The sequence below is a fragment of the Rubrobacter calidifluminis genome, from assembly GCF_028617075.1.
GTDB classification, from domain to species: domain Bacteria; phylum Actinomycetota; class Rubrobacteria; order Rubrobacterales; family Rubrobacteraceae; genus Rubrobacter_E; species Rubrobacter_E calidifluminis.
Map to the genome: position 1 here is coordinate 90,278 of NZ_JAQKGV010000003.1, position 23,966 is coordinate 114,243.

The 23,966-nt window shown below is 64.6% G+C and carries 21 protein-coding genes; 11 read left to right on the forward strand and 10 right to left on the reverse strand.

What is annotated here, in order from left to right; all coding sequences use genetic code 11:
• Nucleotides 1–50: 50 nt before the first annotated feature.
• On the reverse strand, nt 51–1,712 hold the full coding sequence (locus PJB24_RS03405; protein WP_273842734.1) for an ABC transporter substrate-binding protein: 1,662 nt from the start codon (nt 1,710–1,712) through the stop codon (nt 51–53).
• Between the two features lie 77 nt (nt 1,713–1,789).
• The gene (locus PJB24_RS03410; protein WP_273842736.1) at nt 1,790–2,242 is read right to left on the reverse strand and encodes a hypothetical protein; all 453 of its coding nucleotides are present in this window, start codon (nt 2,240–2,242) and stop codon (nt 1,790–1,792) included.
• Nucleotides 2,243–2,430: 188 nt separating this feature from the next.
• Between PJB24_RS03410 and PJB24_RS03415 the strand changes: the two genes are divergently transcribed.
• Nucleotides 2,431–3,084 carry a hypothetical protein gene (locus tag PJB24_RS03415; RefSeq protein ID WP_273842738.1) on the forward strand — a complete coding sequence of 218 codons (654 nt, stop codon included), beginning with the start codon at nt 2,431–2,433 and terminating at the stop codon, nt 3,082–3,084.
• Nucleotides 3,084–4,061 carry a golvesin C-terminal-like domain-containing protein gene (locus PJB24_RS03420; protein ID WP_273842740.1) on the forward strand — a complete coding sequence of 326 codons (978 nt, stop codon included), beginning with the start codon at nt 3,084–3,086 and terminating at the stop codon, nt 4,059–4,061. Before PJB24_RS03415 ends, PJB24_RS03420 begins: the two co-directional genes overlap by 1 nt.
• 51 nt (nt 4,062–4,112) lie before the next feature.
• On the opposite strand, the gene PJB24_RS03425 is transcribed toward PJB24_RS03420, so the two are convergent.
• The 8 genes from PJB24_RS03425 to PJB24_RS03460 all read right to left on the reverse strand — a co-directional run bounded on the left by PJB24_RS03425 (nt 4,113) and on the right by PJB24_RS03460 (nt 11,676).
• The gene (locus PJB24_RS03425) at nt 4,113–5,474 is read right to left on the reverse strand and encodes a choice-of-anchor P family protein (protein ID WP_273842742.1); all 1,362 of its coding nucleotides are present in this window, start codon (nt 5,472–5,474) and stop codon (nt 4,113–4,115) included.
• Between the two features lie 227 nt (nt 5,475–5,701).
• Entirely contained in the window at nt 5,702–6,802 is a 1,101-nt protein-coding gene (locus PJB24_RS03430) for an ABC transporter permease (protein WP_273842744.1), read from the reverse strand.
• The gene (locus tag PJB24_RS03435) at nt 6,802–7,767 is read right to left on the reverse strand and encodes an ABC transporter ATP-binding protein (RefSeq protein ID WP_273842746.1); all 966 of its coding nucleotides are present in this window, start codon (nt 7,765–7,767) and stop codon (nt 6,802–6,804) included. Before PJB24_RS03435 ends, PJB24_RS03430 begins: the two co-directional genes overlap by 1 nt.
• A gap of 114 nt (nt 7,768–7,881) precedes the next feature.
• Nucleotides 7,882–8,496 carry a TMEM175 family protein gene (locus PJB24_RS03440; protein ID WP_273842748.1) on the reverse strand — a complete coding sequence of 205 codons (615 nt, stop codon included), beginning with the start codon at nt 8,494–8,496 and terminating at the stop codon, nt 7,882–7,884.
• A 64-nt stretch (nt 8,497–8,560) separates the two neighbouring features.
• Nucleotides 8,561–9,070, reverse strand: a complete 510-nt coding sequence (locus PJB24_RS03445; protein ID WP_273842751.1) for a CcdC protein domain-containing protein — start codon at nt 9,068–9,070, stop codon at nt 8,561–8,563.
• Nucleotides 9,071–9,083: 13 nt separating this feature from the next.
• Nucleotides 9,084–9,722 (reverse strand): response regulator, encoded by a 639-nt coding sequence (locus PJB24_RS03450; protein ID WP_420541886.1) that lies wholly within the window; start codon nt 9,720–9,722, stop codon nt 9,084–9,086.
• Nucleotides 9,723–9,739: 17 nt separating this feature from the next.
• Nucleotides 9,740–10,990 carry a sensor histidine kinase gene (locus tag PJB24_RS03455; RefSeq protein WP_273842755.1) on the reverse strand — a complete coding sequence of 417 codons (1,251 nt, stop codon included), beginning with the start codon at nt 10,988–10,990 and terminating at the stop codon, nt 9,740–9,742.
• Between the two features lie 167 nt (nt 10,991–11,157).
• On the reverse strand, nt 11,158–11,676 hold the full coding sequence (locus PJB24_RS03460) for a peptidoglycan-binding domain-containing protein (RefSeq protein ID WP_273842975.1): 519 nt from the start codon (nt 11,674–11,676) through the stop codon (nt 11,158–11,160).
• A gap of 293 nt (nt 11,677–11,969) precedes the next feature.
• Here PJB24_RS03460 and PJB24_RS03465 point away from each other — a divergent pair, with 293 nt between their 5' ends.
• The 9 genes from PJB24_RS03465 to PJB24_RS03505 all read left to right on the forward strand — a co-directional run bounded on the left by PJB24_RS03465 (nt 11,970) and on the right by PJB24_RS03505 (nt 23,957).
• Nucleotides 11,970–12,338: a hypothetical protein gene (locus tag PJB24_RS03465; protein ID WP_273842757.1), complete on the forward strand. Its 369-nt coding sequence runs from the start codon at nt 11,970–11,972 to the stop codon at nt 12,336–12,338.
• 79 nt (nt 12,339–12,417) lie between these two features.
• Nucleotides 12,418–13,584, forward strand: a complete 1,167-nt coding sequence (locus tag PJB24_RS03470; protein WP_273842759.1) for an MFS transporter — start codon at nt 12,418–12,420, stop codon at nt 13,582–13,584.
• Nucleotides 13,585–13,627: 43 nt separating this feature from the next.
• Nucleotides 13,628–14,059 (forward strand): peroxiredoxin, encoded by a 432-nt coding sequence (locus tag PJB24_RS03475; RefSeq protein WP_273842762.1) that lies wholly within the window; start codon nt 13,628–13,630, stop codon nt 14,057–14,059.
• An 11-nt stretch (nt 14,060–14,070) separates the two neighbouring features.
• Complete coding sequence (locus PJB24_RS03480) at nt 14,071–15,672, forward strand: amidohydrolase (protein ID WP_273842765.1); 1,602 nt, start codon at nt 14,071–14,073, stop codon at nt 15,670–15,672.
• 87 nt (nt 15,673–15,759) lie between these two features.
• Entirely contained in the window at nt 15,760–17,691 is a 1,932-nt protein-coding gene (locus PJB24_RS03485; RefSeq protein ID WP_273842767.1) for an N-acetylmuramoyl-L-alanine amidase, read from the forward strand.
• A 143-nt stretch (nt 17,692–17,834) separates the two neighbouring features.
• Nucleotides 17,835–19,232, forward strand: a complete 1,398-nt coding sequence (locus PJB24_RS03490) for an MFS transporter (RefSeq protein ID WP_273842769.1) — start codon at nt 17,835–17,837, stop codon at nt 19,230–19,232.
• Nucleotides 19,233–19,376: 144 nt separating this feature from the next.
• Complete coding sequence (locus PJB24_RS03495; protein WP_273842771.1) at nt 19,377–21,203, forward strand: alkaline phosphatase D family protein; 1,827 nt, start codon at nt 19,377–19,379, stop codon at nt 21,201–21,203.
• Between the two features lie 731 nt (nt 21,204–21,934).
• Complete coding sequence (locus PJB24_RS03500; protein ID WP_273842772.1) at nt 21,935–22,927, forward strand: thiamine pyrophosphate-dependent dehydrogenase E1 component subunit alpha; 993 nt, start codon at nt 21,935–21,937, stop codon at nt 22,925–22,927.
• Nucleotides 22,928–22,937: 10 nt separating this feature from the next.
• Nucleotides 22,938–23,957: an alpha-ketoacid dehydrogenase subunit beta gene (locus PJB24_RS03505; RefSeq protein WP_273842774.1), complete on the forward strand. Its 1,020-nt coding sequence runs from the start codon at nt 22,938–22,940 to the stop codon at nt 23,955–23,957.
• Nucleotides 23,958–23,966: the final 9 nt, after the last annotated feature.

Consider the following 23,966-nt stretch of genomic DNA (forward strand, 5'->3'; position numbering starts at 1 on the left):
CCACCACAAAATGTAGGTGCTCGCAGGCCCCGTGAGGCGGGGCGCAGGAGTCAGCTCCGCTTCAGGTACCACTGGGCGTAGAGCGAACCGGTCCAAACCGGGTGCACCCTGAAACCGCCCACCTTCGGCGAGACGAAGTCGTACTCGACCGGGTAGTAGAGCGGGACTATGGGATCGTCGGAGAGGATCTGGCGCTGGATCTTCTGGTAGAGCGCGAGCCTCTTCCTGCGGTCGAGCATGTACTGCGCCCGCTCCAGCTCCCGGTCGACCTTCGGGTTGGAGTATCTGGAGTAGTTGTTGGCCGGGATCTGATCTGAGTTGAACAGGATGTCGAGGAAGTCCGAGGGATCCGGGTAGTCCTGATACCAGTTCGCGAGCCCGGCGTCGGTCTTCCCGGCCTTGGTCTGGCTGAGATACTCGCTGAAGGAGACGTTCCTTATGGTGGCGTCTATCCCGATGTCCGAGAGGTTCTGCTGAATCACCTGCGAGATCTTGTCCCCATCGGGGTCTTTGGCGGTCCAGAAGTCGAGCGGCGTCCCTTTCTTGAAACCGGCATCCCGCAGCAGGCTGCGGGCCTTCTCCGGATCATAGGGGTATCCTTTTATGCTCCTGTCGTAGCCGGGCATGTTGGGCGGCAGGATCTGATCCGCCACCGTGGCCCGGCCGTTTATGACCTGAACGACGCGCTTCTTGTCTATGGCGTACTGCAGCGCCCGGCGCACCCTGGGATCGCTCCAGGGTTTCTTCTGGGTGTTGACGTAGAAGTACTCGAGCACGTTGAGCGTGCCGTGCTTTATGTAGTCCTTCCACTTGGGATTGTTCATCACCGCGGCAAAGTCCGAGGAGGGAATGCCTCCCCCGGCCACCTGAGAAGAGCCCTGCTCCACCCGCAGAAGGGCGACGTGCGGATCCACGCCGATGGCGAAGTCTATCTCGTCCAGCCTCGCCTCCGTGGTCTCGGGTCGACCCGAAGGGTTCTTGTAGTCGTCGTTCTTCTTGAGGACGAGCCTCGCCCCTCTCTTCCACTCGCCGAGCTTGAAGGGACCGTTGGCCACGACATGCCCGGCGAAGTCATCCCCGTACTTCTCGACGGCCTTCCGGGGCACCGCGGAGGCCGAAGGGACGCACATGGTCTGCAGGAAGACCTGATCCGGCTTCTCCAGGTCGAACTGCAGCCGGTACCTCGAGAGCACCTTTATCCCTTTTATGCCGCCCCTGGGCCTTTTCTGGTACGCTTTCGCCCCGACGATGTTGGTGTAGAACCCGGTCACAGGACTCTTGGTCTTGGGGTCCATTATGCGCTCTATGGCGTACTTGAACGCCGCCGCGTCGGTCGGCTCGTCGTCGACGAACTTTATCCCGGGCCGGATATCGAAGACGTACCTCCTGCCCCCGTTCTCGGGCCTGGGGACCTCCTTCGCCGCCCAGGGCACGAAACCCTTCCCGCTCTGATCATAGGTTATGGGCGTGAGGAACATCGCGTGGATGAGCGGCCAGCTCACGAAATCGTAGGCGAGCGCCGGGTCGAGCGTCGGGGGATCGCTGTCCAGACTCGTCCTGATGGTCCCCCCGCTCTTTGCCTGGCCCCCCTGGTCGCTACCGCCACAACCCGAAGCCCCGAACAGCACCGCACCGGCGAGACCCAGCCCTCCGGCCCTGAGAAAGCTCCTGCGGTCCATCAAACCCTGGGGCCCTTCGCCGCTCGCTCCCATCTCTCCTCCCCGCACGCGTTCTCCGGACGATACCCGGAAGCATACAACAGGCTTCCGCGTTTTGGAACCGCTACAGCCTAGGAGATAGTGCCGGTGCCCTCGAACCAGGACCTCCCCCGCCCCAGAATGGGCTCCAGAAAGACCTCACGCCCGATACAGGAGACCCTGAGCGCCTCCTCCACCTGGAGATCAGACGGAGGATCCAGAGCCACCACGCCACACCCCCTGCACGGCCCGAAGAGCACCGAGATGAGCTCCCCCGCACCCGTCCTGCGCGCCCGCCATCCCGTCTCCCCACAACGCCCGGCGAAACCAGCAGCATCTCCCTCCGAGCTGAACACCGGCAGTACCACCTCACCACCGCCCAACACCCTGGTGAAGACCTCCATCCGACCGGGCAGATACCTCACAACGATCCAGTAGTATGGCATGCGTACTTGGTGCCGGCCTCCGGCCGGCCTCAGCGTACGGGTCGTCTCTCCCATCCGCACCGCCTTCCTCTTCTGCCGCACCCGACGAAGCAAGTTCATGTTATCTCCACCGGCTTCCTCACGCAGCGTGTCCGGCGACTTCTTAACAGAGAGTTAATTCCCGGTAACAACCGTGCACATATTCGCAAAGTAACGTCCTGTAAGCGGTGGTCCTGTTAAAGCTTGTTGCTTTGGAGCCTGCATCTGATGTATATTGGCGCCCGATTGTGGCGAACCTGGAGGGGAGGATGGGCTTTTCCAGGCAGTATCAGGGTGCACCTGAGTTTTGCGAGCGTCTCTTCGGGCGCAGGGAATTTCTGAAGCTGGGGTCAACTTTTACCGTGGGAGCGCTCCTGGTGGGGGCATTGCCCGGAAAGGGCGAGGCACAGACGGCGGCCCTCTCGGGGATCGAGGAAGAATTCACCCGGGCGGCGGCCAGATATCGCCTGCCGGTCGAGCTGCTTTTGGCGATGGGCTACGTCAACACCCGCTGGGAGATGCCCCCTCCTGCCGCGAACGGCTACCGGGAGGGAGACCCGGACGCGCGCGGCGTCTACGGCATCATGGCGCTCGTGCAGAACCCCTCGGCCGACACACTGGGCGCGGCCTCCAGGCTCACCGGGCTCTCCCGGCAGAGCCTCGTCTCGGACCGCTTCTCCAACATCCTCGGCGGGGCGGCCCTGCTCGCCTCCTCCCAGGGCAGCGCGAGGCCCGTGACCCTCGCCGGCTGGTACGGGGCGGTCGCCGGCAACGGCGGAGGCGGGATAAGTTACAGCGCCACGGCGGGCGTGGGCGGCGGGGAGCTCTACGCTGCGCAGGTCTTCGGGACGCTACAGAGTGGGGCTTCGAAGGTAATCAGCACCGGAGAGAGTGTGACCCTCGAGCCCCAGGAGGTCTCCTAGTGGCGGCCGACTACCCCTACGCAGGCTACTACCCGGCGAGCACGGCGAACTACACCCCCGCAAACCGCCCCACCGACTACTCAATAGACAGGGTCATAATCCACGTCACCCAGGGCTCCTGGTCGGCCACGATAAACTGGTTCGAAAACCCCGCAGCCCAGTCCTCGGCCCACTACGTGGTGCGCTCCTCCGACGGCTACATAGGACAGTCGGTTCTCGAGAAGGACATCGCCTGGCACGCGGGCAACTGGTACTACAACGAGCACTCGGTAGGGATAGAGCACGAGGGCTACATAGACGACCCTTCGTGGTTCACGGATGCGATGTACCGCTCTTCGGCGAGGCTGACGGCGTATCTGTGCGAGAAGTACAGGATAGCGGTAGACCGCGAGCACATAATCGGGCATGATGAGGTACCGGACCCGAACAACCCTGGTGAGTATGGAGGGGCCGACCATCACAAGGACCCCGGTCCCTACTGGAACTGGGACCTCTACATGAGCTACGTCGCACAGTACGCGGGCTCGGTAGCGTCCGGCGGCGGGAACGGCGGCATAAACTACAAGCGCGTGATAGACAACGCGGACGACACCACCTCCGGCCGCTTCAGCGCCTCGGGCAACTGGCGCTGGAGCTCGTGGAACCCCGAGCGCTACTACTGGAACTACCGCTTCACGACGCCGAAGGCGGTGAGCGACACCGCGAAGTATCGCTTCGATCTTCCCCAGAGCGGAAGCTACGACGTCTACGCCTGGTGGCCGGCCAACCGCGGCTACAACAACTCGGTTCCCATCGGGGTCCTCACCACCTCCGGCTGGAGGTGGGTGCGGGTGAACCAGCGCAGGAACGGCGGCCGCTGGAATCACATCGGCACCTTCGAGATGCCGGCCGGCGATCAGTGGAACGTGCTCGTCTCCCGCTGGACGGCGGGCAAAGGGTACATCATCGCCGACGCGATCAAGATAGTGGGCAGGTAGAGGGGACGGCCCGGGTGTCGGCCGTCCCCTCCGTAGAGGCTCCTCCGCCGGCTAGAACCGGTAGGCCTTCGTGTCGGCGTGGGCGACTATGATCTCGGTCCCGACCGGGATCCCGAGGAGGTTCTGGGTCGTCACGTAGACGTGCAACCCGTTGACCTGTGTCCTCGCCGTCGAGGTCGGTTTCGGGATGATCTGCTGGTTTATCACCACGTAGCCGATCCCCGGGAGGGATATTCTGGTGTTGGGGCGGACGTTTATGGGAAGCGGGACATTGAGCACCTTGAGGTTCGCGAACTGTGTGCCCGCCGTCGAGCTCGTGCGCACGCCGTTTCTGTAGGTATCCTGCGCCGCGGCGGTTATCGTGTCGGCCTTGATGAGCCCGCCGAGCAGATCGACCCCGGCAACCCGCGCGCTCGTCTTCGCGACGCCGCCGCTCACGAGCTGCCGGCCGTAGGCCGTGGTATCCCCGGCCCCGAGGGAGAGGATGCCATCGATACCGACGTCACTTATGTTGTTGCGCTTGACTTTGCCGCCAGTACCCTCGCACCCGACGAAGATGAAGGCCGCCCGCCCCACCTCGTTGGCGAGCAGCGGGCTACTGGTCTTCGCGTAAGCGGTGTAGGCCTGCCCGCCGAGGTTGGCCTTGGGCTGGGTGCGCGAGAAACCGCTCGCGGCGTGTCCGACGACTATCCTGGCCCCAACCGGCAGTCCAAAAGAATTGTTCTGCGTGACCACCACGGTGATCATGTCCACCGAGATACGGCCGGTCTGCCTGCCGTTGCCACCTTTCTGAACGTGCTTGAGCTCGACGTAGCCTATGCCGGGCAGGTTGAGCTTGGAATTGGGCGACACGTTGGCCTTCACCGGCTTCCCGGCTATCTTGAGGTTGACGAGGCTGGAGCCGTTCGTGTTGCTCGTTATCCTCTTCGTGTTTGCGGAGGTGTTCGCAACGGCCTTTATCGCGTCGGCCTTGACGAGCCCGTTGAGCAGGCTCACCCCGGTGATGGTGGAGGTGTTGTGGACCGCGGCGGAGGTCGCGCTCTTCTTGGTGTAGACCGTGCTGCGGGTTACGCTGGCGCTGAGCACCCTGCCGTTCGCAGGGGCCTTGACGCTGTCGACGGTGTTGGAGAGCGTCTTCCCGTTGGTGCCGTTGCACGGACAGGGGATGAAAGCCGAACGTCCGAGAGAAGCTGCCACAGGTCCCGCCACGGCATTAGCGTAGGTAGCGTAGGCGTTGCCCTGGAAGGACCCCTTGATCGGGGCCTCCGCACCGGCCCGTCCCACCGTCATGACTAGCGCAAAGACGCTCAGAAGAACGCCGGCGACGAAAAGCGCCATGAGCCTCAGGGGAGCACCCCTAGAGGCGTGAGGCCCGGCCTCACGTACCGCGACACGTTCGATGGATCTCTTCAAGAGAGACTCCTCCTTCCCAAGAATGTTGATGTCAGAGCCCGGATGCAGGTTGAGCATCTTATCTCAATACCTCGATCACCTTCCTTTCCAGGACACTTTAGTTTCAACACCCTGTGTTTAGATTTATCGACCGCACACGGCACAATATTTAGGTCCTGGCGGTCTTTTTTACAAAGAAGCGCGGGGAGCGATCCTGCTCCCCGCGCTGGAGGTTCTCCAGCAGAAGCTCAGTTCGCCCCGGCGTCCCAGCGGAAGAAGCGAACGGCGAGGATGAGGCCCAGGAGGGCGGTGGCGAGCAGAGCAGCCGCGTCGGTCCAGAGGTGGGTGAACGGTGTACCGTAGACCATCGCCTGGCGCAACCCATCCGCCAGGTAGGAGAGCGGCAGAGCCTTCGATACCTCCTGCATCCACTGTGGGGCCTGGTTGATCGGGAAGAAGATCCCGGTCAGGAAGAGCATGGGGAAGGTGATCAGGTTACCCAGTGTGTTCGCGCTTTCGACCTTGCGCGAGATTCCCGCGACGAAAAACCCTATGGCCAGAAAGGCGAGCGCCCCAAGAAGCGAGAATACGGCGACACCCGTGGCGACCGAGACGATATCACCGCCCACGCGGAGGTCGAAGAGCGCCCGGGCCATACCGAGCAGGATCCCGACCTGGCAGAGCACCACGATGAGGTTGGAAACGATCCTGGCCCCGATGAAGCTCACGAGCGGGAAGGGCGTCATCCGGATGCGCCTGAGCACCCCCCGCTCGCGCAGGGCCACGAAAGCCGCCGAGAGGCCGAGGATCCCGTTTTGCATGATGCTCATCGCGACGAAGCCGGGCACCAGGTAGTCGATGGTGCTCAGGTGGTGGCTCTGCACCCCGCGCGTGTCCAGGGAGATCAGCCGCGGCCCCCGTTCCGGGCCCTGGTTGAACCGGTCGGCTATCTGCTGGAGAGCCGCCGAGACCGCCTGCGAGGTGGAGACTCTGGATCGGTCCACATAGGAGGTCACGTGTAGCGGGCGGCCGGGCGAGGCGCGCTCCGGGAAGACCAGGACTGCGTCCACGTCCCCCTGCTCGAGCTTCTTGAGCTCGGCCTCACGGTCCCCCGAACGCTGGACCTTGAAGAAACTCGACTTCTGCATCGCCTTCGTCATCTGGGCGGCGACAGGTGTCGAGTTGCCGTTCACCACGCCCACGGAGACGGTGATGTCCGAATTATTCTTGAAGAGAAAACCGAAAAGCAGAATGAAGAGTGCCGGGAAGGCCAGAAGCCAGAAAAGAGCGGTGCGGTTGCGCACCTGCATCTTGAGGTTGGCCCTGACCATCGACAGGAAAGCTCTCATTACTCCCTGAGGCTCCTTCCCGTGTAGGAGATGAACACGTCCTCGAGGTTCGCGCTCTGCACCGAGAGGTTGCGCAGCCTGACGCCCCTCTCGGAGGCGAGCCGCATCAGGGCGGTGATGGTGTCCTGGGCGTCGGACGTCTGCAGCCGCACATCGGTCCCTTCGTGCTCAACACCGCGCACCCCCGGCAGCCGCTCGAGCTCCCCGTCCAGCAAGCCGTCCACCGTCACCAGAACGGTGGCGTCCACATCCAGCGAACGGATCAGGGAGAGGGGGGTATCACAGACGAGCACCCGACCGTGGTCCATCACCGCGACCCGGTCGCACAGCTCCTCGGCCTCCTCCATGTAGTGGGTGGTCAGCACCACCGTGCGGCCTTCGGAGCGGATCTTTCGCACCAGATCCCACATGTTGCGCCGGGCCTGCGGGTCGAGCCCTGTGGTCGGCTCGTCCAGGAAGACAACCCGCGGGTCGTTGATCAGCGCGAGCGCCATCGAGAGCCGCTGCCGCTGGCCGCCGGAGAGCTGGTCCACGCGTGAATCCTTCTTCTCGGTGAGCGAGACCATCTTCAAGAGGCGCCAGACGTTCTCCCTGGAGCCATCGACCCCGTAGAGGTCTGCGAATAGCGAGAGCGTCTCCTCGACCGAGAGGTAGTCGAAGAGCGCGGTCGTCTGCAGCTGCACCCCGATGATCTCCTTGAGCCGCCCGGACTCCCTGACCGCATCATACCCCGCAACCTCTATACTCCCGGCGTCGGGCTTTCTCAGGCCCTCGATCATCTCCAGCGTCGTCGTCTTGCCCGCGCCGTTGGGCCCGAGGATGCCGAAGATCTCCCCCCGGTAGACGGTGAGGTCCACCCCATCGACGGCGACGACCTGCCCGTAGCTCTTGCGCAGGCCCTCCACCTGGATGACGGCCTCCGGGGGGCTGCCCGTTCCAGGCCCCGTTCCTGCAGACTCCGGCATACTCAATCCAAACCTCCCAACTCTCGAACCTTACGCCCGAATGTTAGGGTCGGAACCGCCAGGCATCATCGGACGAAAGGAGGATCGTGGGAGGAAAACCACCTCCCCCGGGAGTCATGTGACCCCGCGGGAGGCGCGGCGTCCAAGCAGCCCGGGCCGCGCGACGAACAGCAGAATCAGGGTGAACTCTGCCACGGTGGTACTGAAAAAGGATGCGGCGATGGCGAGCGCGAAGACTGCGATCATCGCCAGCATGCGGTGGCTGTACTGGCGGCGGAAGGAGCGTGGGTCCACGCCCGGCTCCATCAGGTGCGGGTTCCGTGCGGCGTGCAGCCCCAGCCAGGAAAGGGTGAATGTCGCGAGCATGAGGTGCACCGCGTAGACGACGAACGGGAGCTGCAGGTCCCCGTACCCGCCTATCAGGGACGAAGAGAACGGCATCAGCACGATCCACATCAAGAACAAGAAGTTGATCCTGAGCAGCCCGCCGTCGTAGGCCCTTATGCAGTTGAAGATGCGGTGGTGGGCCATCCAGTAAGCCGCGATGACCCAGAAGCTGATCAGGAACGCGTACAGTCTGGGGAGCAGCCCGACCAGATGCCGCACAATCTCACCGGAGGCCAGATCCTGCGGCAGCCTCAGCTCGAGCGCGAGCAGCGTGATCGCGATGGCTATCACCGCGTCGCTGAAGTAGATCGTGCGTTCGATCTCGCGGCCGCGCTCGATCACCGCTCCCCCTTTTGTCCGGTTACACCGTACCCTGCCCGGCTCCGTGCGGCAGCACTGCAGCTCCTCATCCGGCACGTTCACCGCGGAACCGCAGCAGGATGCCCAGATAGTAGAAGACGTAATAGCCGACGAACGCGAACAAGAGGGCCGAGGTCAGCGGGCCGTAACCGTGGTTCGCCAACACGAACCCTCCCACGCCGGGCGAAGACCCGGCCCTCTTCACCTCGAAAATCCTGTACGCCAGCCGTCCCACGAACAGCGCGAAGACCACGAAACCCAGGTAGGGATTCGGTATGTAGAATCTTTCCCCGGGCCCACCCTCGAACCGCGTGAGCCGGAGCCCGAAAAACGCCAGCACGACCCCGAACGCGAGCCCGGCTGCGGCCCCCGCGATGTCCAGCGGGCTCCCGGCGATCCCCACGAACACCGCCACGCCGATGATGACGAAAAGCATGGCCCGGAAGACGAGACGTCCCGGTATGATCGGCTGTCGGCCCACCATCTTCCTGAACCTCCGGTACAACATGAACAGGAACAGCAGTACCGCGGCCGCGGGCCCCAGCCACCCGCTCATCCGGCCACACTTTTCACGGCACCTCGATCCAACCACGCTCCGCCGCGTAGAGCGCGGCCTGGGTGCGGTCCCGGAAGCCGAGCTTGCGAAGTATGCTCGAGATGTGGTTTTTCACAGTACCCTCGGTGATGTAGAGGGTGCGGGCGATCTCGCGGTTGGAGGCCCCGGAGGCGACGAGCCTGAGCACCTCCATCTCACGCTCGGAGAGAACCTCCGAGCCCCCGCGCTGCGCGGCGGGCCCGGCCAGACGCCCGATCTCTGAGATGACCTTGAGCGTGATCGGACCATCCAGCACCGCCTCGCCGCGGTGGACCTTCTTTATCGCCGCCGCGAGCTCTTCGGAGGGCGTGTCCTTCAGGATGTAGCCCCTGGCTCCGGCCCGCAGCCCCCTGAAGACGTACTCGTCATCGTCGAAGGTGGTCAGGATGATCGCAGCGACCTTTGGGTGTTCCCGCCCGAGGCGTTCTATGAGCTCTATCCCGTCCATCCGGGGCATCCTCACATCCACGAGCGCCACGTCCGGCCTGACGTCCGGGATGATCTCCAGAGCCTCCACCCCATCCGAAGCCTCGCCCACCACCCGAACGCCCTCCTCGAGCTCCAGGAGCGTTCTCAAGCCCTCGCGCATGAGGGCCTGATCCTCTACGATCATCACCCGTACCGGCCCGCTCACACCCTCACCCCCACCGGAAGCTCCACCTCGAGCCTGAAGCCGCCACCGGGTTCACCCACCGCCTTCATGACGCCGCCCGCACCCTCGACCCGCTCCCGCAGTCCCCTGAGCCCGAATCCTCCACCGGGCTGGCCGCCGACGCCCCGACCGTCGTCTTTCACCGAGAGCCGCACGGACTCTCCGCAGAGGTCCAGCCTCACGTCCACCCTGTCTGCATCCGCGTGCCTGAAGGCATTCGTGAGCCCCTCCTGCAACGCCCGGTAGAGGATCAACTCCGTCTCCGGCGCGAGCGGTCGCTTCTCCCCGGCCACCTCGAAGGATACTGCCACCCCCGAGTCGCGGAACTTCCGTACCAGATCGTCCAGCGCCCGTAACCCCACTCGGCGCTCCATCGCGAGCGGCTTGAGCGACCGCACCGCCCTCCGTGCCTCCGAGAGGGCCTCGCTCGCGGCATCCTTCGCGCGGGCCAAAGCCTCGGCCGCCCGACCGGGGTCACGGGAGAGGAGCTTGCCGGCCGCCTCGAGCTGAACATTGACCACGGTCAGGTGATGTCCGACGGAGTCGTGGATCTCACGCGCCATCCTGTTCCTCTCCTCAGAGATGGCCAGCTCCCGGTCCTGCTCGGCGTAGCGCTTGAGCTCCGCGTGCGCGGTCTCCAGCTCCGCCAGGAGCTCCTGGGCGCGAGCCTGTTTCCTCATGGCCTCGACCGCAAGCGTGCACATCCCGATGACGAACGCGAAAGTCCAGGAGAAAGAGGCCGCCTGCTCCAGCGCCCACAGCGGTCCCCTCCCAGGGTGGGCCCAGAAGACGTCCCCAGCTACGAGGAGCATGATGAACCCCGCGTATACCATCCCACGACCGAAACCGAACACGAAGACGCCGTTGGCCACGGCGACGCAGAAGAACCCCACCGAAAGCCCGAACCCTGTCATGTGGACTATCAGGAAGGAGAGGAGGGCGAAGGCCGGGATGGCAAGCAACCCCAGTACCCCCGCCTCGAACCGCCACCAGGGCATGACCTCCATAAGGACCGCGACTCCCACGAACGCTGCCGTCACGGGCAGTATCCCGAACTCCCGCTCCCCGAAGAGGTAGATCGCGTAGGTTGCCAGCACGTAAGAGAACCCCGCAACCCGCATCAGAACCACCCCACGCCGCCTCTCCAGGCTCATCCGCACGGTATGACCGCCGAGCAGGCACCAGATCAAGGCACCCGCATGGCCCCCGGTCTTTACGTCCTTCTGCACAGCAACTTCCTGCCGCTAGAGTTCTCCAGATCCAACGAAGGTATGCTACCGTCGCCGGCGCCCACGCGCATGTGTCGGAAGTCATGGAGAAGTCATATTACGCCTGGAGGAGGGGTGCCTCGAGGCATCCCTCCTCCAGTGATGGACGGGCTCCGGGCCGGCGGAGACTACCTGGTCGAGATGATTGCCTGCCAGGTCGCGGCATCGGTGTTACCCGTGACCGCAAGGCCGTGCTTCTTCTGGAAGTCCTTAACGTCCGCCCGGGTCTGATCCCCGTAGTAACCGGTCACGGGGAGATTGTAGCCGTACTGGTTGGCCAGCTCGTACTGCAGGGCCCTTACCGCCTGGTTCCTCGCCCCGTAACGCAGGGGCTTTATCAGCTTCTGCCAGGTTGCCCCGTCGATGACGCCGGTCACCTTCAGCCCCTCGACGCTCTGAAACTTCTGCACCGCTGCGCGGGTCTGTGTCCCGAAATATCCGTTGTTGGGGGTGAGATTCTGCGCCCCGTGGTAGAGCAACAGGTACTGGGCGGCAGCCACGTCGGTGTCCACGTCCCGGTAGGAATAGACCGGCCAGCACCCCTTTGGCTCACAGCCGACCTGCGGTCTCATCTGGGCCTGGGCCACGGCCGCAAGCGAGAGAACGAGCAGCCCGGCCACCACGGCCAGAAACGAGAGTCTCCTCATCACCTTCCAACACCTCCCTCTCGCGGGGCTATGATCTCCGGCCCCATACTCTCCCTGTTTTTTCATATTACCCGAGGCACATAACAGGACGGGCACAGCAGGGTAACACTCTGGCAACATCCGATCTGGCCCGACCCGGCAAAACGTGGCAAAATCCCGGGGGTGAGCATCGACCAGACTGCGGCGGGGCAACCGGATCCCCCCAGGCATTCCTCCTGGATGCGGGTTCCTGCACATACCCGGGAGATGCGCTGAGCCGCCCCGGGGAAAACGTGCGGCCGCGGAGGGACCTGGTGGAGCGAGCAACCCCCCTGCTCCCCCCGGGCAGTGAGATCAGGCAGGCCTTTATCTGCCAGAGCGCGCCAAACTTCGCCTTCTTCATAATCACCTACCTCACAGGACTCACCATGTTCTGGATCAGGTACCGCTGCGTTGCGGTGACCCCGGAAGCGATCTACGTACTCGAGAGCAGCAAGCTCTCCGGAGGAGCCAGGCCGCGGGCCCTGATCGGCACGATGCCGCGTCGCACCCGGCTCGGGCCGGTCTATGGCCGGTGGGCAACGGTCGAACTTCTCGGCAAACGGCACTGGGTGCACCGGCGCTTCCACGATCAGATCACCGCCGCCGATCGAGAGGCAGGCTTCACACAGCCGCCGCGGTGAGGAAGATGATCCGGCGGGAGATCCGCGGAACATCGGGATGCAAAGACCCCCTCGCGCCACTCCGGTTAGAGTAATATCGATGGAAGGCAGAGGGAAGGGACGTCCGGCAAAAGAGAATAGGCTCCTCACCTACCCTCTCGTACTCCTCATCCTCTCGGCCTTCGCCTCCTTCTTCGGCTACCAGCTACTCCTCTCGGTGATACCGCTCTACGCTGGCCGGATCGGCGGCGGCAACACGGGTGCGGGGCTCGCCACGGGGCTGTTCATGCTCTCGACGGTCCTGACGCAGATCCAGATGCCGCGCATCCTCCCCCGTCTGGGCTACCGGCTATCTCTGGTGTCCGGGCTGGTGTTTCTCGGGCTCCCGGCGCTCGCCTACCCCTCCACCGGAACCCTCCTCACCGTGCTGGTCGTCACGCTCACCAGGGGCATAGGTTTCGGGATCATCACCGTGCTCTTCTCCGCGCTCGTCGCCGAACTCGCCCCCGAGGACCGCCGCGGTGAGGCTATAGGCATACTCGGGATCTCCATCACGATCCCCACGATCTTCTGCAATTCCCTCGGTCTCTGGCTCGTCCACCACGCCGGCTACGCAGTGACCTTCGTTATCGGAGGTGCCGCCCCCCTCGCCGGTCTGTTCGCCGCGGCGGGGATCGGCGCACCCCCGCCGGGGCGGGATGACTCGGGCGGCTTTCTGGAAGGCCTCCGGCGCGGACCGCTCCTCGGGATCCTGCTGCTCTTTACAGCCTCCACCATGGCTCTCGGGGTCTTCTTCACCTTCCTGCCGCTCCACAACCCCGGCTCCGGGGTCTACTCGGCGACGGGAGCTCTCCTCGCGGAGGGAGCCTCCTCCACCCTCGCCCGATGGTGGGCGGGCAGGTTCGGCGACCGGCACGACCCCCGTGCCCCGCTCGTCCCCGGGATGCTCGCGGGCGCCATCGGGATGGTGCTCATGACGTCCGGCGGTCCTCTCCTCCTGGTAGGCGCGCTGCTCTTCGGCTCCGGGCTCGGCGCGGTGCAGAACTCTACCTTGCTCGTCATCATGGCGCGCGTCCCGCGAACTGAATACGGCCTCGCGAGCGCCCTGTGGAACGCAGCCTTCGACGGTGGGACCGGGATAGGCGCCTTCATCTTCGGGCTCGTCATCTCCGGCTGGGGCTTCTCCCCGGCCTTCTACCTCTGCGCCCTGTCGCTGGCCTGCGCCACCCTGATCGTACCGCTCGACCGGCGTAGACTTTCCTCCTGACGGGAAGTATTTACGCTGAGACCAAACCAGAGAAGGAGGGACGATGCTGCAGGAAGGCGAGCAGTTCCCCGAGCTGAGCTTCCTGACCGAGGATGGGAAGACCATCTCTACCGAAGACCTCAAGGGCAGGACCACGGTCCTCTACTTCTACCCGAAGGACGCGACCCCCGGCTGCACGAAGGAGGCCTGCGCCTTCAGGGACCGCATGCAGGACTACGAGCGCGCCGGCGTTCGGGTCTACGGCGTCTCGCTCGACCCGCCCGAGTCCCACCGCCGCTTCCGCGAGAAGAACGGCCTGAACTTCCCCCTCCTCACCGACGAGGACGGCAAGGCCGCCCGCTCCCTCGGCATCCTCTCCGAGAGAGGCACGGCGAAGCGGGTCACCTTCGTGCTCGACCCCGAAGGTCGGGTGTCGAAGGTCTACCCGGAGGTCTCGCCCGAGACGCACGCCGACGAGATCCTGCAGAGCCTCTAGGGGCAGACACCGTGCCGGGCGGCCTGATCCTCACCGGGGGACGCCTGATCACCGCCGACCCCGAACTCCCGGAGGCCGGGGCGATCGCGATCAGGGGAGGCATCATCGTCGCGGTCGGCTCGAACGCGGACGCCCTCGCCTTCCGGGCCCCGGGCGTAGAGGTGATAGACCTCCGGGGCCGGACCGCGCTCCCCGCCTTCAATGACGCCCACTGCCACCCGATGGCCATCGGGCTCGCCGCCGGGCAGGTGGACGTGTCCCCGGACGAGGCCCCCGATATCGGAACCCTGCTGGGGCGCATCCGGGATCGGGCCGCCTCGACCCCGCCCGGCAGGTGGATTCTCGCCCGCGGTTACGACGACACCCGCCTCGCCGAACGCCGCCATCCGTCTCGGGAGGAGCTCGACCGGGCGGCGCCGCACAACCCGGTCCTCATCACCCGCGCCTGCCTGCACGTCGGCGCGGCGAACACGCAGGCGCTGCAGGAGGCCGGGATAACCCGCGACACCCCCGATCCTCCCGGCGGCACGATAGACCGCGACTCCCGCGGCGAGCCCACCGGCGTGGTGCGCGAGGCGGCGCTGGAGATGGCGCGGCGCGCGGTCCCAAAGCCCACGGTCGGCGAGCTCGAAGACGCCCTGCGGCGGGCCGCGAAGATCTACCACTCCCACGGGGTGACGAGCGTCGCCGAGGCCGGGGTACGCCGCACGGAGGAGATGGAGGCCTACCAGCGGGTGCGGGAATCCGGCGGTCCCCTCCTCCTGCGGACCTACCTCATGATCATCCTGGACGACATGCTGGAGGAGTTCTCCGGAACGGGACTGCGTACCGGCTTCGGGGACGACCTGTTGCGCCTCGGGCCGGCCAAGATCTTCCTCGACGGATCCATAGGCGGTCACACCGCCCGTATGCGCGAGCACTACGCCGGAGAACCAGAGAATCGTGGCCTCTGGATGCAGGACCCCGAAGAGATGAAGGCGAAGATAAGGCGGGCCCACGCTTTGGGCTGGCAGTGCACCGCCCACGCCATCGGCGACGCCGCGATAGACCTGCTGCTCGACGCCTACGAGGAGGCGCTCGCCGAGAACCCCCGCCGGAACACCCGCCACCGCATAGAGCACTGCGAGTTCGTGACCGACCCGCAGGCCTTCGACCGGATAGCGCGCCTCGGCTGCGTCCCCGTTCCCGGGACCACCTTCCTGCACGACTTCCGGCCCCTCTACGACGCCAGCCTGGGCGGAGACCGCCTCCGGTACGCCAACGCGATGCGCTCGTTCATCGAACACGGGATCGTCGCCGCCGCCTCGAGCGATGCTCCGGTGTGCAGCGTGGACCCCCTGCTCGGCATCCAGACCATGATGACCCGCAAAGATTTCGCGGGAGAAGAAGCCTTCCCGGAGGAATCCATATCATTCGAGGAGGCCGTCTACGCCTACACCGCCGCCGGAGCCTACGCCTCCTTCGAGGAGCATCTGAAAGGCAGCCTCACCCCCGGTAAGATCGGGGACGTCACCGTGCTCGGAGCGGACGTCCGGCAGGTGAAGCCCGAGGAGATCCCGGAAGTCGGCGTGGACCTCACGGTGATGGCCGGTAGTGTCGTTCACCCGGCCTGAGCCCTCCGGGTAGGAGGTTGACCGGAGACGGGGGCGGGTCTATCATCCCGGGGTCGGCGGGGTGATGCGGCAGGAGAGGGGGAAGGCATGCGGTTTTCGGGACGTTCGGGCATCCGGCTGATGCTGGTCCTCGCCGCGGCGCTCCTGCTCGTATCCTCGGGGTCGGCGCTCGCCTCCAGGCAGCATACCGACGCCGTTTCCCGCAAACCTTCCGGGAGGCTCGAAGCTGCTTTCGCCCATGCCTCGCGTGAGTTCGGGGTGCCGGAGAGCGTGCTCAAGTCCGTAGCGTACAACGAGTCCCGCTGGGACGAGCACCTCGGAGAGGTCAACACCTCTGGCGGGTACGGTGTCATGAACCTCACCGACGTCAGGACCACTTCGCAGGCCGGAAATAAGGGAACCAGAGGCCCGCGCTCCGGGGTCCCGAGCTCCCCGGGGCTGCATACTTTAGGCACCGCATCTAAGCTGCTTGGGGTCGGGCCGGGTGTCCTGAAGAGAGACCCGGCGCAGAACGTACGCGGCGGGGCGGCGCTTCTTGCCCTCTACGCCCGCCAGACGACGGGCCACCTCCCGAAGGACCCCGCGGAGTGGTACGGCGCCGTCGCGAAGTACAGCGGGTCCACGCTCGCGGGTCCGGCGGAGCTGTTCGCAAACGACGTCTACGCGACGATCAGGCACGGAGCCTCGCGGACCAACGAGGAGGGCCAGCGCGTGACGCTGCGCCCGCAGGAGGGCCTGCAGCCGGACCGGGCGACGGCGAAGCCGCTCGGACTCGCGACCCCCGCCTCCGGCCCGAAGACCGACTGCCCCGCCGGGCTCGACTGCCGGTTCATCCCGGCGGCGTACAAGCAGAACAGCCCCAACGACCCCTCGGACTACGGCAACTACGACCTCGCCGACCGCGAGCGCGACGGGCTCGACATCCGCTACATCGTCATCCACGACACCGAGGAGACCTACGCGAAGACCATCCAGATCTTCCGGGACCCCATGTCCTACGTCAGTGCGCACTACGTCTTGAGCTCGCGCAACGGGCAGGTGACCGAGATGGTCCGTCCCAGGAACATAGCCTGGCAGGCGGGCAACTGGGATATCAACGCCCACTCGATCGGTGTTGAGCACGAGGGCTTCGCGATAGACGGCGCGAGCTGGTACACCGAGCAGATGTACCGCGCCTCGGCCCGCCTCGTGCGCTACCTCGCCGCCAGATACAACGTCCCGCTCGACCGGGAGCACATCATCGGCCACGACAACGTCCCCGGCCCCCTGCCCGCTTACGTCGCCGGGATGCACTGGGACCCAGGCCCCTTCTGGGACTGGGGACACTACATGCAGCTCATCGGGGCGAAAGCTCCCAGGAAGGGGAACTCGGCCAGAAGCGCCGTGGTGGTCATAGACCCGTACTTCGCCACCAACCGCCAGCGGGTAAAGGACTGCGGGGGAAGCGGCAAGCTGCTCGCGCCGCAGCCGGCGAGCTTCGTCTACCTGCACACCGCGCCAAGCAACCGCGCCCCGCTCGTGAGCGACCCGGCGCTGCACCCGAACGGCTCCCCCGGTACCAGATGCGCCGACGACTGGGGAGACAAGGCCTCGTGGGGCCAGGTGTTCTACCGGGCCGGGAACCAGGGAGACTGGGAGGCCATCTACTACGGCGGCAGGAAGGTCTGGTTCTACAACCCCCAGGACATAAACGCCGACCCGGCCAGCGGTACGCTCGTCACCCCGAAGGCGGGTAAACACTCCATCCCGGTCTACGGCCAGGCCTACCCCGAGGGTTCCGCCTATCCAAAGAGCGTGCCCAAACAGGACATCGTGCCGCTGCAGTACAGGATCCCCTCCGGACAGGTCTACGTCGCAGACGGACTCGTGCGCGGCCAGTACTACTACGCGCCCACCTACACCCGCACCCCGGCGACCCACACGCTCGTAACCGGGAAGACCGCCTATTACGAGATCTCCTTCAACCACCGGGTAGCCTTCGTCAAGAAGAGCGACGTGCAGGTGATCTCACACCGCTGAACCTCATAACCTCCGCAGGTTCCCTTATCCCTCGGAGCCGGTCATATCCGGTAGTCCTCATCTGACGCCTCTTCTCCTTGACATTCGAAAGGTTGAGATATATTGTTGAAATATACGATATATCTTAATCAGAGGAGGCTTTCATGACCACGAAGGGAGTAGAGCGACGCCGTCTCCGTTGGGCTGTTGCCGTGGTGGTGCTGGCGGCGAATACGATGGACATACTGGATGCGACCATCGTCAACGTGGCGGCGCCCTCCGTTCACCAGGATCTCGGAGGGAGCACGAGTAGTGTACAGTGGCTCAGCGCCGGCTATACCCTGGCCTTTGCTGTTCTCCTCGTGACCGCTGCCAGGCTCGGTGACATCTTCGGCCGTCGCCGGATATTTCTGGCTGGTCTGGCCGGGTTTACGCTGACTTCGGCGGCATGCGCGGTGGCTCCGAACGTGGTGCTGCTCATCGGCGCCCGGGTGTTGCAGGGTGGTTTCGGGGCGCTCATGCTCCCCCAAAGTTTCGGGCTAATAAAGGAGGTCTTCGACGACGAAGAGATTGTAAAGGTTACCAACCTGTTCGGCCCCTCGACCGGTCTGGCGATGCTCGGTGCTCCGGTACTCGCCGGAGCGTTGATCGACGCAGATCTCTGGGGAATCGGGTGGCGATTGGTCTTCCTGATAAACGTCCCGATCGGGCTGCTCGCGCTGCCGCTGGCGCTGTGCTCGTTGCCGCGCAGCATAAGCCATCCGGGGCTCAGACTGGATATCTGGGGCGTATGGCTCATTGGGCTGGCGCTGGTCGCGATCATCTACCCCCTCATCCAGGGACGGTCCGAGGGATGGCCGATGTGGACTCTCGCGCTTTTCGCTGTGGGCGTGGTGCTGCTGTACACGTTTGTGCATTACGAGAGGACACGGTGTCACAACGCATTGATAGAGCCCGCGCTGTTCACCAACCGCGACTACCTGAGCGGCATCGCAATCGTGCTGTGCATCTTCGGTGCCTTCGGTGGTCTACTCTTCTGCATCTCCCTCTACGGGCAGCTCGGCGAGGGCTGGTCGGCGATTCGGTCGGGCCTCGCCCTGACACCGATGGTCGTCGGGATGATCCTGGGGATGCCAGCTTCCTCGACGCTGGCAAGAAGGATCGGACGTCGTGTGCTCTACTTCGGGACGCTGTTGATGGCATCCGGTGTGCTCGTGCTCTCCGGGATGCTTACCGTCGGATGGGGTGGCTCGATGTGGAGCCTCTTCCCCGGCCTCTTCCTTGTAGGGGCAGGGGCTGGCGCAACCTTCGGGCAGCTCTTCCAGTTCGTGCTCAACAGCGTGAGCATGGAAGAGGTGGGCTCGGCCTCGGGCATCATGGATGCCGCAGAGCAGCTCTCGACGGCGCTCGGGGTCGCTGTGCTCGGAACGATCTTCTTCGCGCTCTTCCAGCACCCGGGGGATGCACTGCGGGTGACTGCCCTGGCCTGTCTGCCGTCTCTTGGAGTTGCTCTGGTCTTCGTCTCCCGGCTGCCCGTATGGCCCGACTCGGAGAATAACTAGCGGAAGCCTGCGGATGCCTGGACGTCGGTGGGCATTTTACATCTATAGTTTACGCTGGTTTAGGCCCTCTTTAACATCGTCCAGAGACGGCGAGGGTACACTGCGCCCGCAGCCGTAAGCGGGACGAAGAGAGGGAGGGACGGGATGGTCTCAAATGGTGACGAAGGGAAGGGAGCTGCCTTCTCCCGGGCGCAGTTTCTCAGGTATTCGCTCGCCGGGATGGTCGCGGTATGGGCTGGTACGGAACCGCCGTTCGGCGTCGACCGGGCGCTCGCCGAGAAACTGTTTTATTGCAGGGGGATCAGCCCGAAGAGGTTCCCGCTGAGTGTGGCCTCCGGGGATCCCTCGCCGCACGGGATCGTGCTGTGGACGAGAGTCGATCCCGGCGTGGAGCGGATGAAAGAGCAGCTGGTCGGCTATGAAATCTCCGCGGATAGAAACTTCAGAAAACCCCTTCTGAGGGGGGTGGCGAAGACCGGCCCGGAGCGGGATTACACGGTCAAGGTCCAGATCGCCGGCAGGAAGGAGCTCAGGCCCTTCTCCGTCTACTACTACAGGTTCATCCACGGTGGGTGGGCGAGCCGGACCGGTCGGTTCAAGACGCTCCCCGAGCCGGACCAGCAGGTTCCGGCGCTCGCGCTCGGGTATGTGTCCTGCCAGGATTACACGAACGGCTACTACACCGCCTTTGCTCATCTGGCGCAGGAAGACGTGGATTACGTGGTCCATCTCGGAGACTACATCTACGAGACCACCTCCGCGGGCTTTCAGGGAGGTCAGGTGCGCACGATCTCTCTGCCGGGTGGGTCCGACCGGGCCAGGACCCTCTCCGACTACAGGTTCCTCTACAGAACCTACAGGTCAGACCGTAACCTGCAGAAGGTGCAAGAAAACTTTGCGATGATCGCGATCTGGGACGATCATGAGTTCGCGAACGACTGCTACCAGGCATACGACGACGATACCTCCGACCCGAAGAAAAACTTTGCCCCCAGACGCAGGAAAAACGCGAGCAGAGCCTGGGCAGAGTACATGCCGGTCGGAGTGCCCTTCGAAGCTGAGGCGGGACCGCTGGGCGACATAGTCATCTACAGGTCGGTGAGGTTCGGCCGGCTCGCGGAGCTGATCCTGACGGACGAGCGTCTCTACCGGGACGCCCATCCCTGTGGAGAGTCGACACCGGACAAATATCTCACCCCGGGTTGCGGTAGAGAGAAGGCCCGGGACAGGTCCATGCTTGGTCAAAAGCAGCGGGGGTGGTTCCTGAACAGGCTGGAGACTTCGCCGGCGCGATGGAAGCTCTGGGCGAACGAGGTCATGTTCATGCAGTTCAAGCTGCTGGATACTTACCTGCTGGGCAGCCTCACCACGACCGGGCTTGAGGATCTCACCGGCTCCGTCCTGCTGGGCCTGACGGGCTCCCGCACCGGAGACGGGGGACTTGGCGCCGTGGCTGAAATAGTGAAGAGGATCGAGAGCGCGGTGGGCGGGGTTTACCTGAACCTCGACCAGTGGGACGGGTTCCAGGCCGAGCGCAGTCTCATACTGGAGAGGGTCAAAAGAAAAGGCGTGGAGAACCTCGTCCTGATCACGGGCGACATACACTCCTTCGCCGCAGGGTACGCCAAGAAGGACTTCGAGAATCCCTTCAACGGAGATGCAAACGTGGTCGCCCCGGAGTTCGTGGGAGGTTCGATCACCTCCTCCAACCTGACGGAACTGCTGACCTCAGGCAAGTTCACGGCTCCCCCCAAAGTCGCGGACTTCACGCAGGCGGTCCGCATAGCCAACCCGCACATGCTGTTCTTCGATTCCTCGACCCACGGGTACAACGTGATGCGTATCGAGCCGGCGAAGATCCTCTGCACCATGAAGGCCGTGGAGAGCGTAAAGCGCCCACATTCGGGCATAAGGCAGCTCGCTGCCTTTGAGGTCTCCGCCGGGAGTCCACTGATCTCACGCGTCGGCTGAGAAAGGACGCCCTGGAATCGATGTCCTGCAAACCTGTTTGTGCGTAGATGTCACGCTCAGCGTGAGCAAAGAACTGTTTACCGACGAGTTGTATAGATCATCGAAGCTCTCTGCAGTCCGAACCAAGCATGCAGGCATGCCTCCCTGCCTGCATTACCTTTGTGCTCAAAGAGCAGCATGTCGCAGGAGCTGCTATCCAAAAGAGACGGGTTGCGGAAGCGGGAGCGCCTGCTGACGTCTCGCGCGGGTGACAGGAGGTGGGGAAAGAGCTGTGACAGGGTACTCCTGAACCGCCTTCGCAAGGCCGACCGGATCTAATTGGAGAAAGCCTCTTTGAACCTGGCGACTGTGAAGCTGCACACGGACAGGGTCTCCGACGCCTCGATGCCGCCAGGTGCTCTGGTTTCGCGCGGTACTCCTGGCCGACGTGCCATCGGGCTGCCAGGAGATCTCTGGCACGAGCGCTTTATCGCGCATCGGGTTGTAATGTAGCCAGCATGGAAGCCTTCCGGGCGTCAGACTCGCATTGAACACCCTCAACTACCAGATCATGCCCTACGACTGTAGCCCCTGAGAGATTACTGGGTTGATGACACGCTTCACCGCCGCTTCAAAAAGAGAGCGCAGCCGGCTTTCATCTCGTTTCCCATAGCCTGCAAAACGGGCCTTGACACCCTGCATCCTCCCCTATATGGTTGGTTAGTTACGAATTTCGGGGAAAGGAGGGCTTGATGACAGAGGTCGTCGGCGCGGGAGCGCTCAGCAGGGAGGATCTCCTCGAAGCCTACCGCACGATGCGTACGATCCGCGAGTTCGAGGAGAGGCTGCACACGGAGTTCGCCACCGGGGAGATCCCGGGCTTCGTACACCTGTACGCCGGTGAAGAGGCGGTCGCCGTCGGGGTGATCTCGCACCTCGGCCCCGGGGACTACGTGGCGAGCACCCACCGGGGCCACGGGCACGCCATCGCCAAGGGCTGCGACGTCAAGGCGATGATGAAGGAGATCTACGGCAAGGCCGGCGGGATATGCAAGGGCAAGGGCGGGAGCATGCATATCGCGGATCTGGACAAAGGCATGCTCGGGGCCAACGGGATCGTCGGCGGCGGGCCGCCGCTGGTCTGTGGTGCCGGTCTCTCGGCCAAGATGCGCGGCACGCGGGGGGTCGCCGTCTCGTTCACCGGCGACGGCGGCTCGAACCAGGGCACCACCCTGGAGAGCATGAACCTCGCCAGCGTGTGGAACCTCCCGGTAGTCTTCGTCATCGAGAACAACGGCTACGCCGAGGCCACCTCGACGAACTACTCGGTCAAGGGCCTGGACATAGCCAAGCGGGCCGAGGGGTTCGGCATACCGGGGGTGGTCGTCGACGGATTCGACTTCTTCGCCGTCCACGAGGCCGCAGGAGAGGCGATAAGGCGCGCCCGCGAGGGGGGCGGCCCCTCGCTCATCGAGTGCAAGACGAGCCGCTACTACGGCCACTTCGAGGGCGACGCCCAGACCTACCGCGCCCCGGGTGAGGTCGAGGAGCTTAGGCGCGAGAAGGACTGTCTCAAGCGTTTCTCCGAGAGGGTCGTCTCGGCCGGGCTCGTCGAGAAAGAGGAGCTGGAGAGGATAGACGATGAGGTGAGGAACCTCATAGACGAGGCCGTCCGGGAGGCCAAGGCCGCGCCTGACCCGAGGGCGGAGGACCTCCTCGCGGACGTGTACGTCAGCTACCGGTAAGGAGGCGACCGTGGCGCGCAGCATCACCTTCATGCAGGCGATAAACGAGGCGCTCGCGCAGGAGATGGAGCGCGACGAGCGCGTGATCGTCATGGGAGAAGACAACGCGGGCGGCGCGGGATCCCCCGGAGAGGACGACGCCTGGGGCGGCGTGATGGGCGTCACCAAGGGCCTCTACCAGAAGTTCCCCGGACGCGTGCTCGACACCCCGATCAGCGAGTCGGCTTTCATCGGAGCCGCGGCGGGAGCGGCCGCCTCGGGTCTCAGGCCCGTCGCCGAGCTGATGTTCGTCGACTTCTTCGGGGTGTGCATGGACCAGATCTACAACCAGGCCGCCAAGTTCCGCTACATGTTCGGCGGCAAGGCCGTGACCCCCCTCGTCATAAGGACGATGTACGGGGCGGGGATCCGCGCCGCGGCCCAGCACTCCCAGAGCCTCTACCCCATCTTCACCCACATCCCCGGCCTCAAGGTCGTCGTCCCCTCCAACCCCTACGATGCGAAGGGGCTCATGATCGCCTCTATCCGCGACGATGACCCCGTGATGTTTTTCGAGAACAAGGTCCTCTACGCCACCGAGGGCGAGGTGCCAGAGGAGCCCTACGAGATACCTCTGGGCGAGGCCGAGTACGTGCGCGAGGGAGACGACGTCACCATCGTCGCGATAGGCCGGATGGTGCAGATGGCCCAGGAAGCCGCGGAGGCGCTCGCCGACGAGGGTATAGAGTGCGAGATCGTCGACCCCAGAACCACCTCGCCGCTCGACACGGAGACGATCTTCGAGAGCGTCGAGAACACCGGAAGGCTCGTCGTGGTCGACGAGTCGAACCCGCGCTGCAGCCTCGCCGCGGACATCTGCGCGCAGGTCGCCCAGGAGCTCTTCGACGATCTCGAAGCCGCGCCGAAGATGGTCACCGCCCCCCACACCCCACCGCCGTTCTCCCCGGTGCTCGAGGACCTCTACGTCCCCGACGCGGAGAGGGTCGCCGCGGCGGTGAGGGAGGTCACGGGTGCGGGGGCGAAGGCTTGAGCGAGACGC

Coding starts and splice junctions, on each gene's coding strand:
- PJB24_RS03445 (WP_273842751.1), bottom strand. CDS start 9,070: ATGAGCGGGTGGCTGGGGCCCGCGGCCGCGGTACTGCTGTTCCTGTTC.
- PJB24_RS03435 (WP_273842746.1), bottom strand. CDS start 7,767: ATGCCGGAGTCTGCAGGAACGGGGCCTGGAACGGGCAGCCCCCCGGAG.
- PJB24_RS03405 (WP_273842734.1), bottom strand. CDS start 1,712: ATGGGAGCGAGCGGCGAAGGGCCCCAGGGTTTGATGGACCGCAGGAGC.
- PJB24_RS03430 (WP_273842744.1), bottom strand. CDS start 6,802: ATGAGAGCTTTCCTGTCGATGGTCAGGGCCAACCTCAAGATGCAGGTG.
- PJB24_RS03490 (WP_273842769.1), top strand. CDS start 17,835: ATGACCACGAAGGGAGTAGAGCGACGCCGTCTCCGTTGGGCTGTTGCC.
- PJB24_RS03475 (WP_273842762.1), top strand. CDS start 13,628: ATGCTGCAGGAAGGCGAGCAGTTCCCCGAGCTGAGCTTCCTGACCGAG.
- PJB24_RS03495 (WP_273842771.1), top strand. CDS start 19,377: ATGGTCTCAAATGGTGACGAAGGGAAGGGAGCTGCCTTCTCCCGGGCG.
- PJB24_RS03485 (WP_273842767.1), top strand. CDS start 15,760: ATGCGGTTTTCGGGACGTTCGGGCATCCGGCTGATGCTGGTCCTCGCC.
- PJB24_RS03460 (WP_273842975.1), bottom strand. CDS start 11,676: ATGAGGAGACTCTCGTTTCTGGCCGTGGTGGCCGGGCTGCTCGTTCTC.
- PJB24_RS03415 (WP_273842738.1), top strand. CDS start 2,431: ATGGGCTTTTCCAGGCAGTATCAGGGTGCACCTGAGTTTTGCGAGCGT.
- PJB24_RS03410 (WP_273842736.1), bottom strand. CDS start 2,242: ATGAACTTGCTTCGTCGGGTGCGGCAGAAGAGGAAGGCGGTGCGGATG.
- PJB24_RS03450 (WP_420541886.1), bottom strand. CDS start 9,722: ATGATCGTAGAGGATCAGGCCCTCATGCGCGAGGGCTTGAGAACGCTC.
- PJB24_RS03500 (WP_273842772.1), top strand. CDS start 21,935: ATGACAGAGGTCGTCGGCGCGGGAGCGCTCAGCAGGGAGGATCTCCTC.
- PJB24_RS03470 (WP_273842759.1), top strand. CDS start 12,418: ATGGAAGGCAGAGGGAAGGGACGTCCGGCAAAAGAGAATAGGCTCCTC.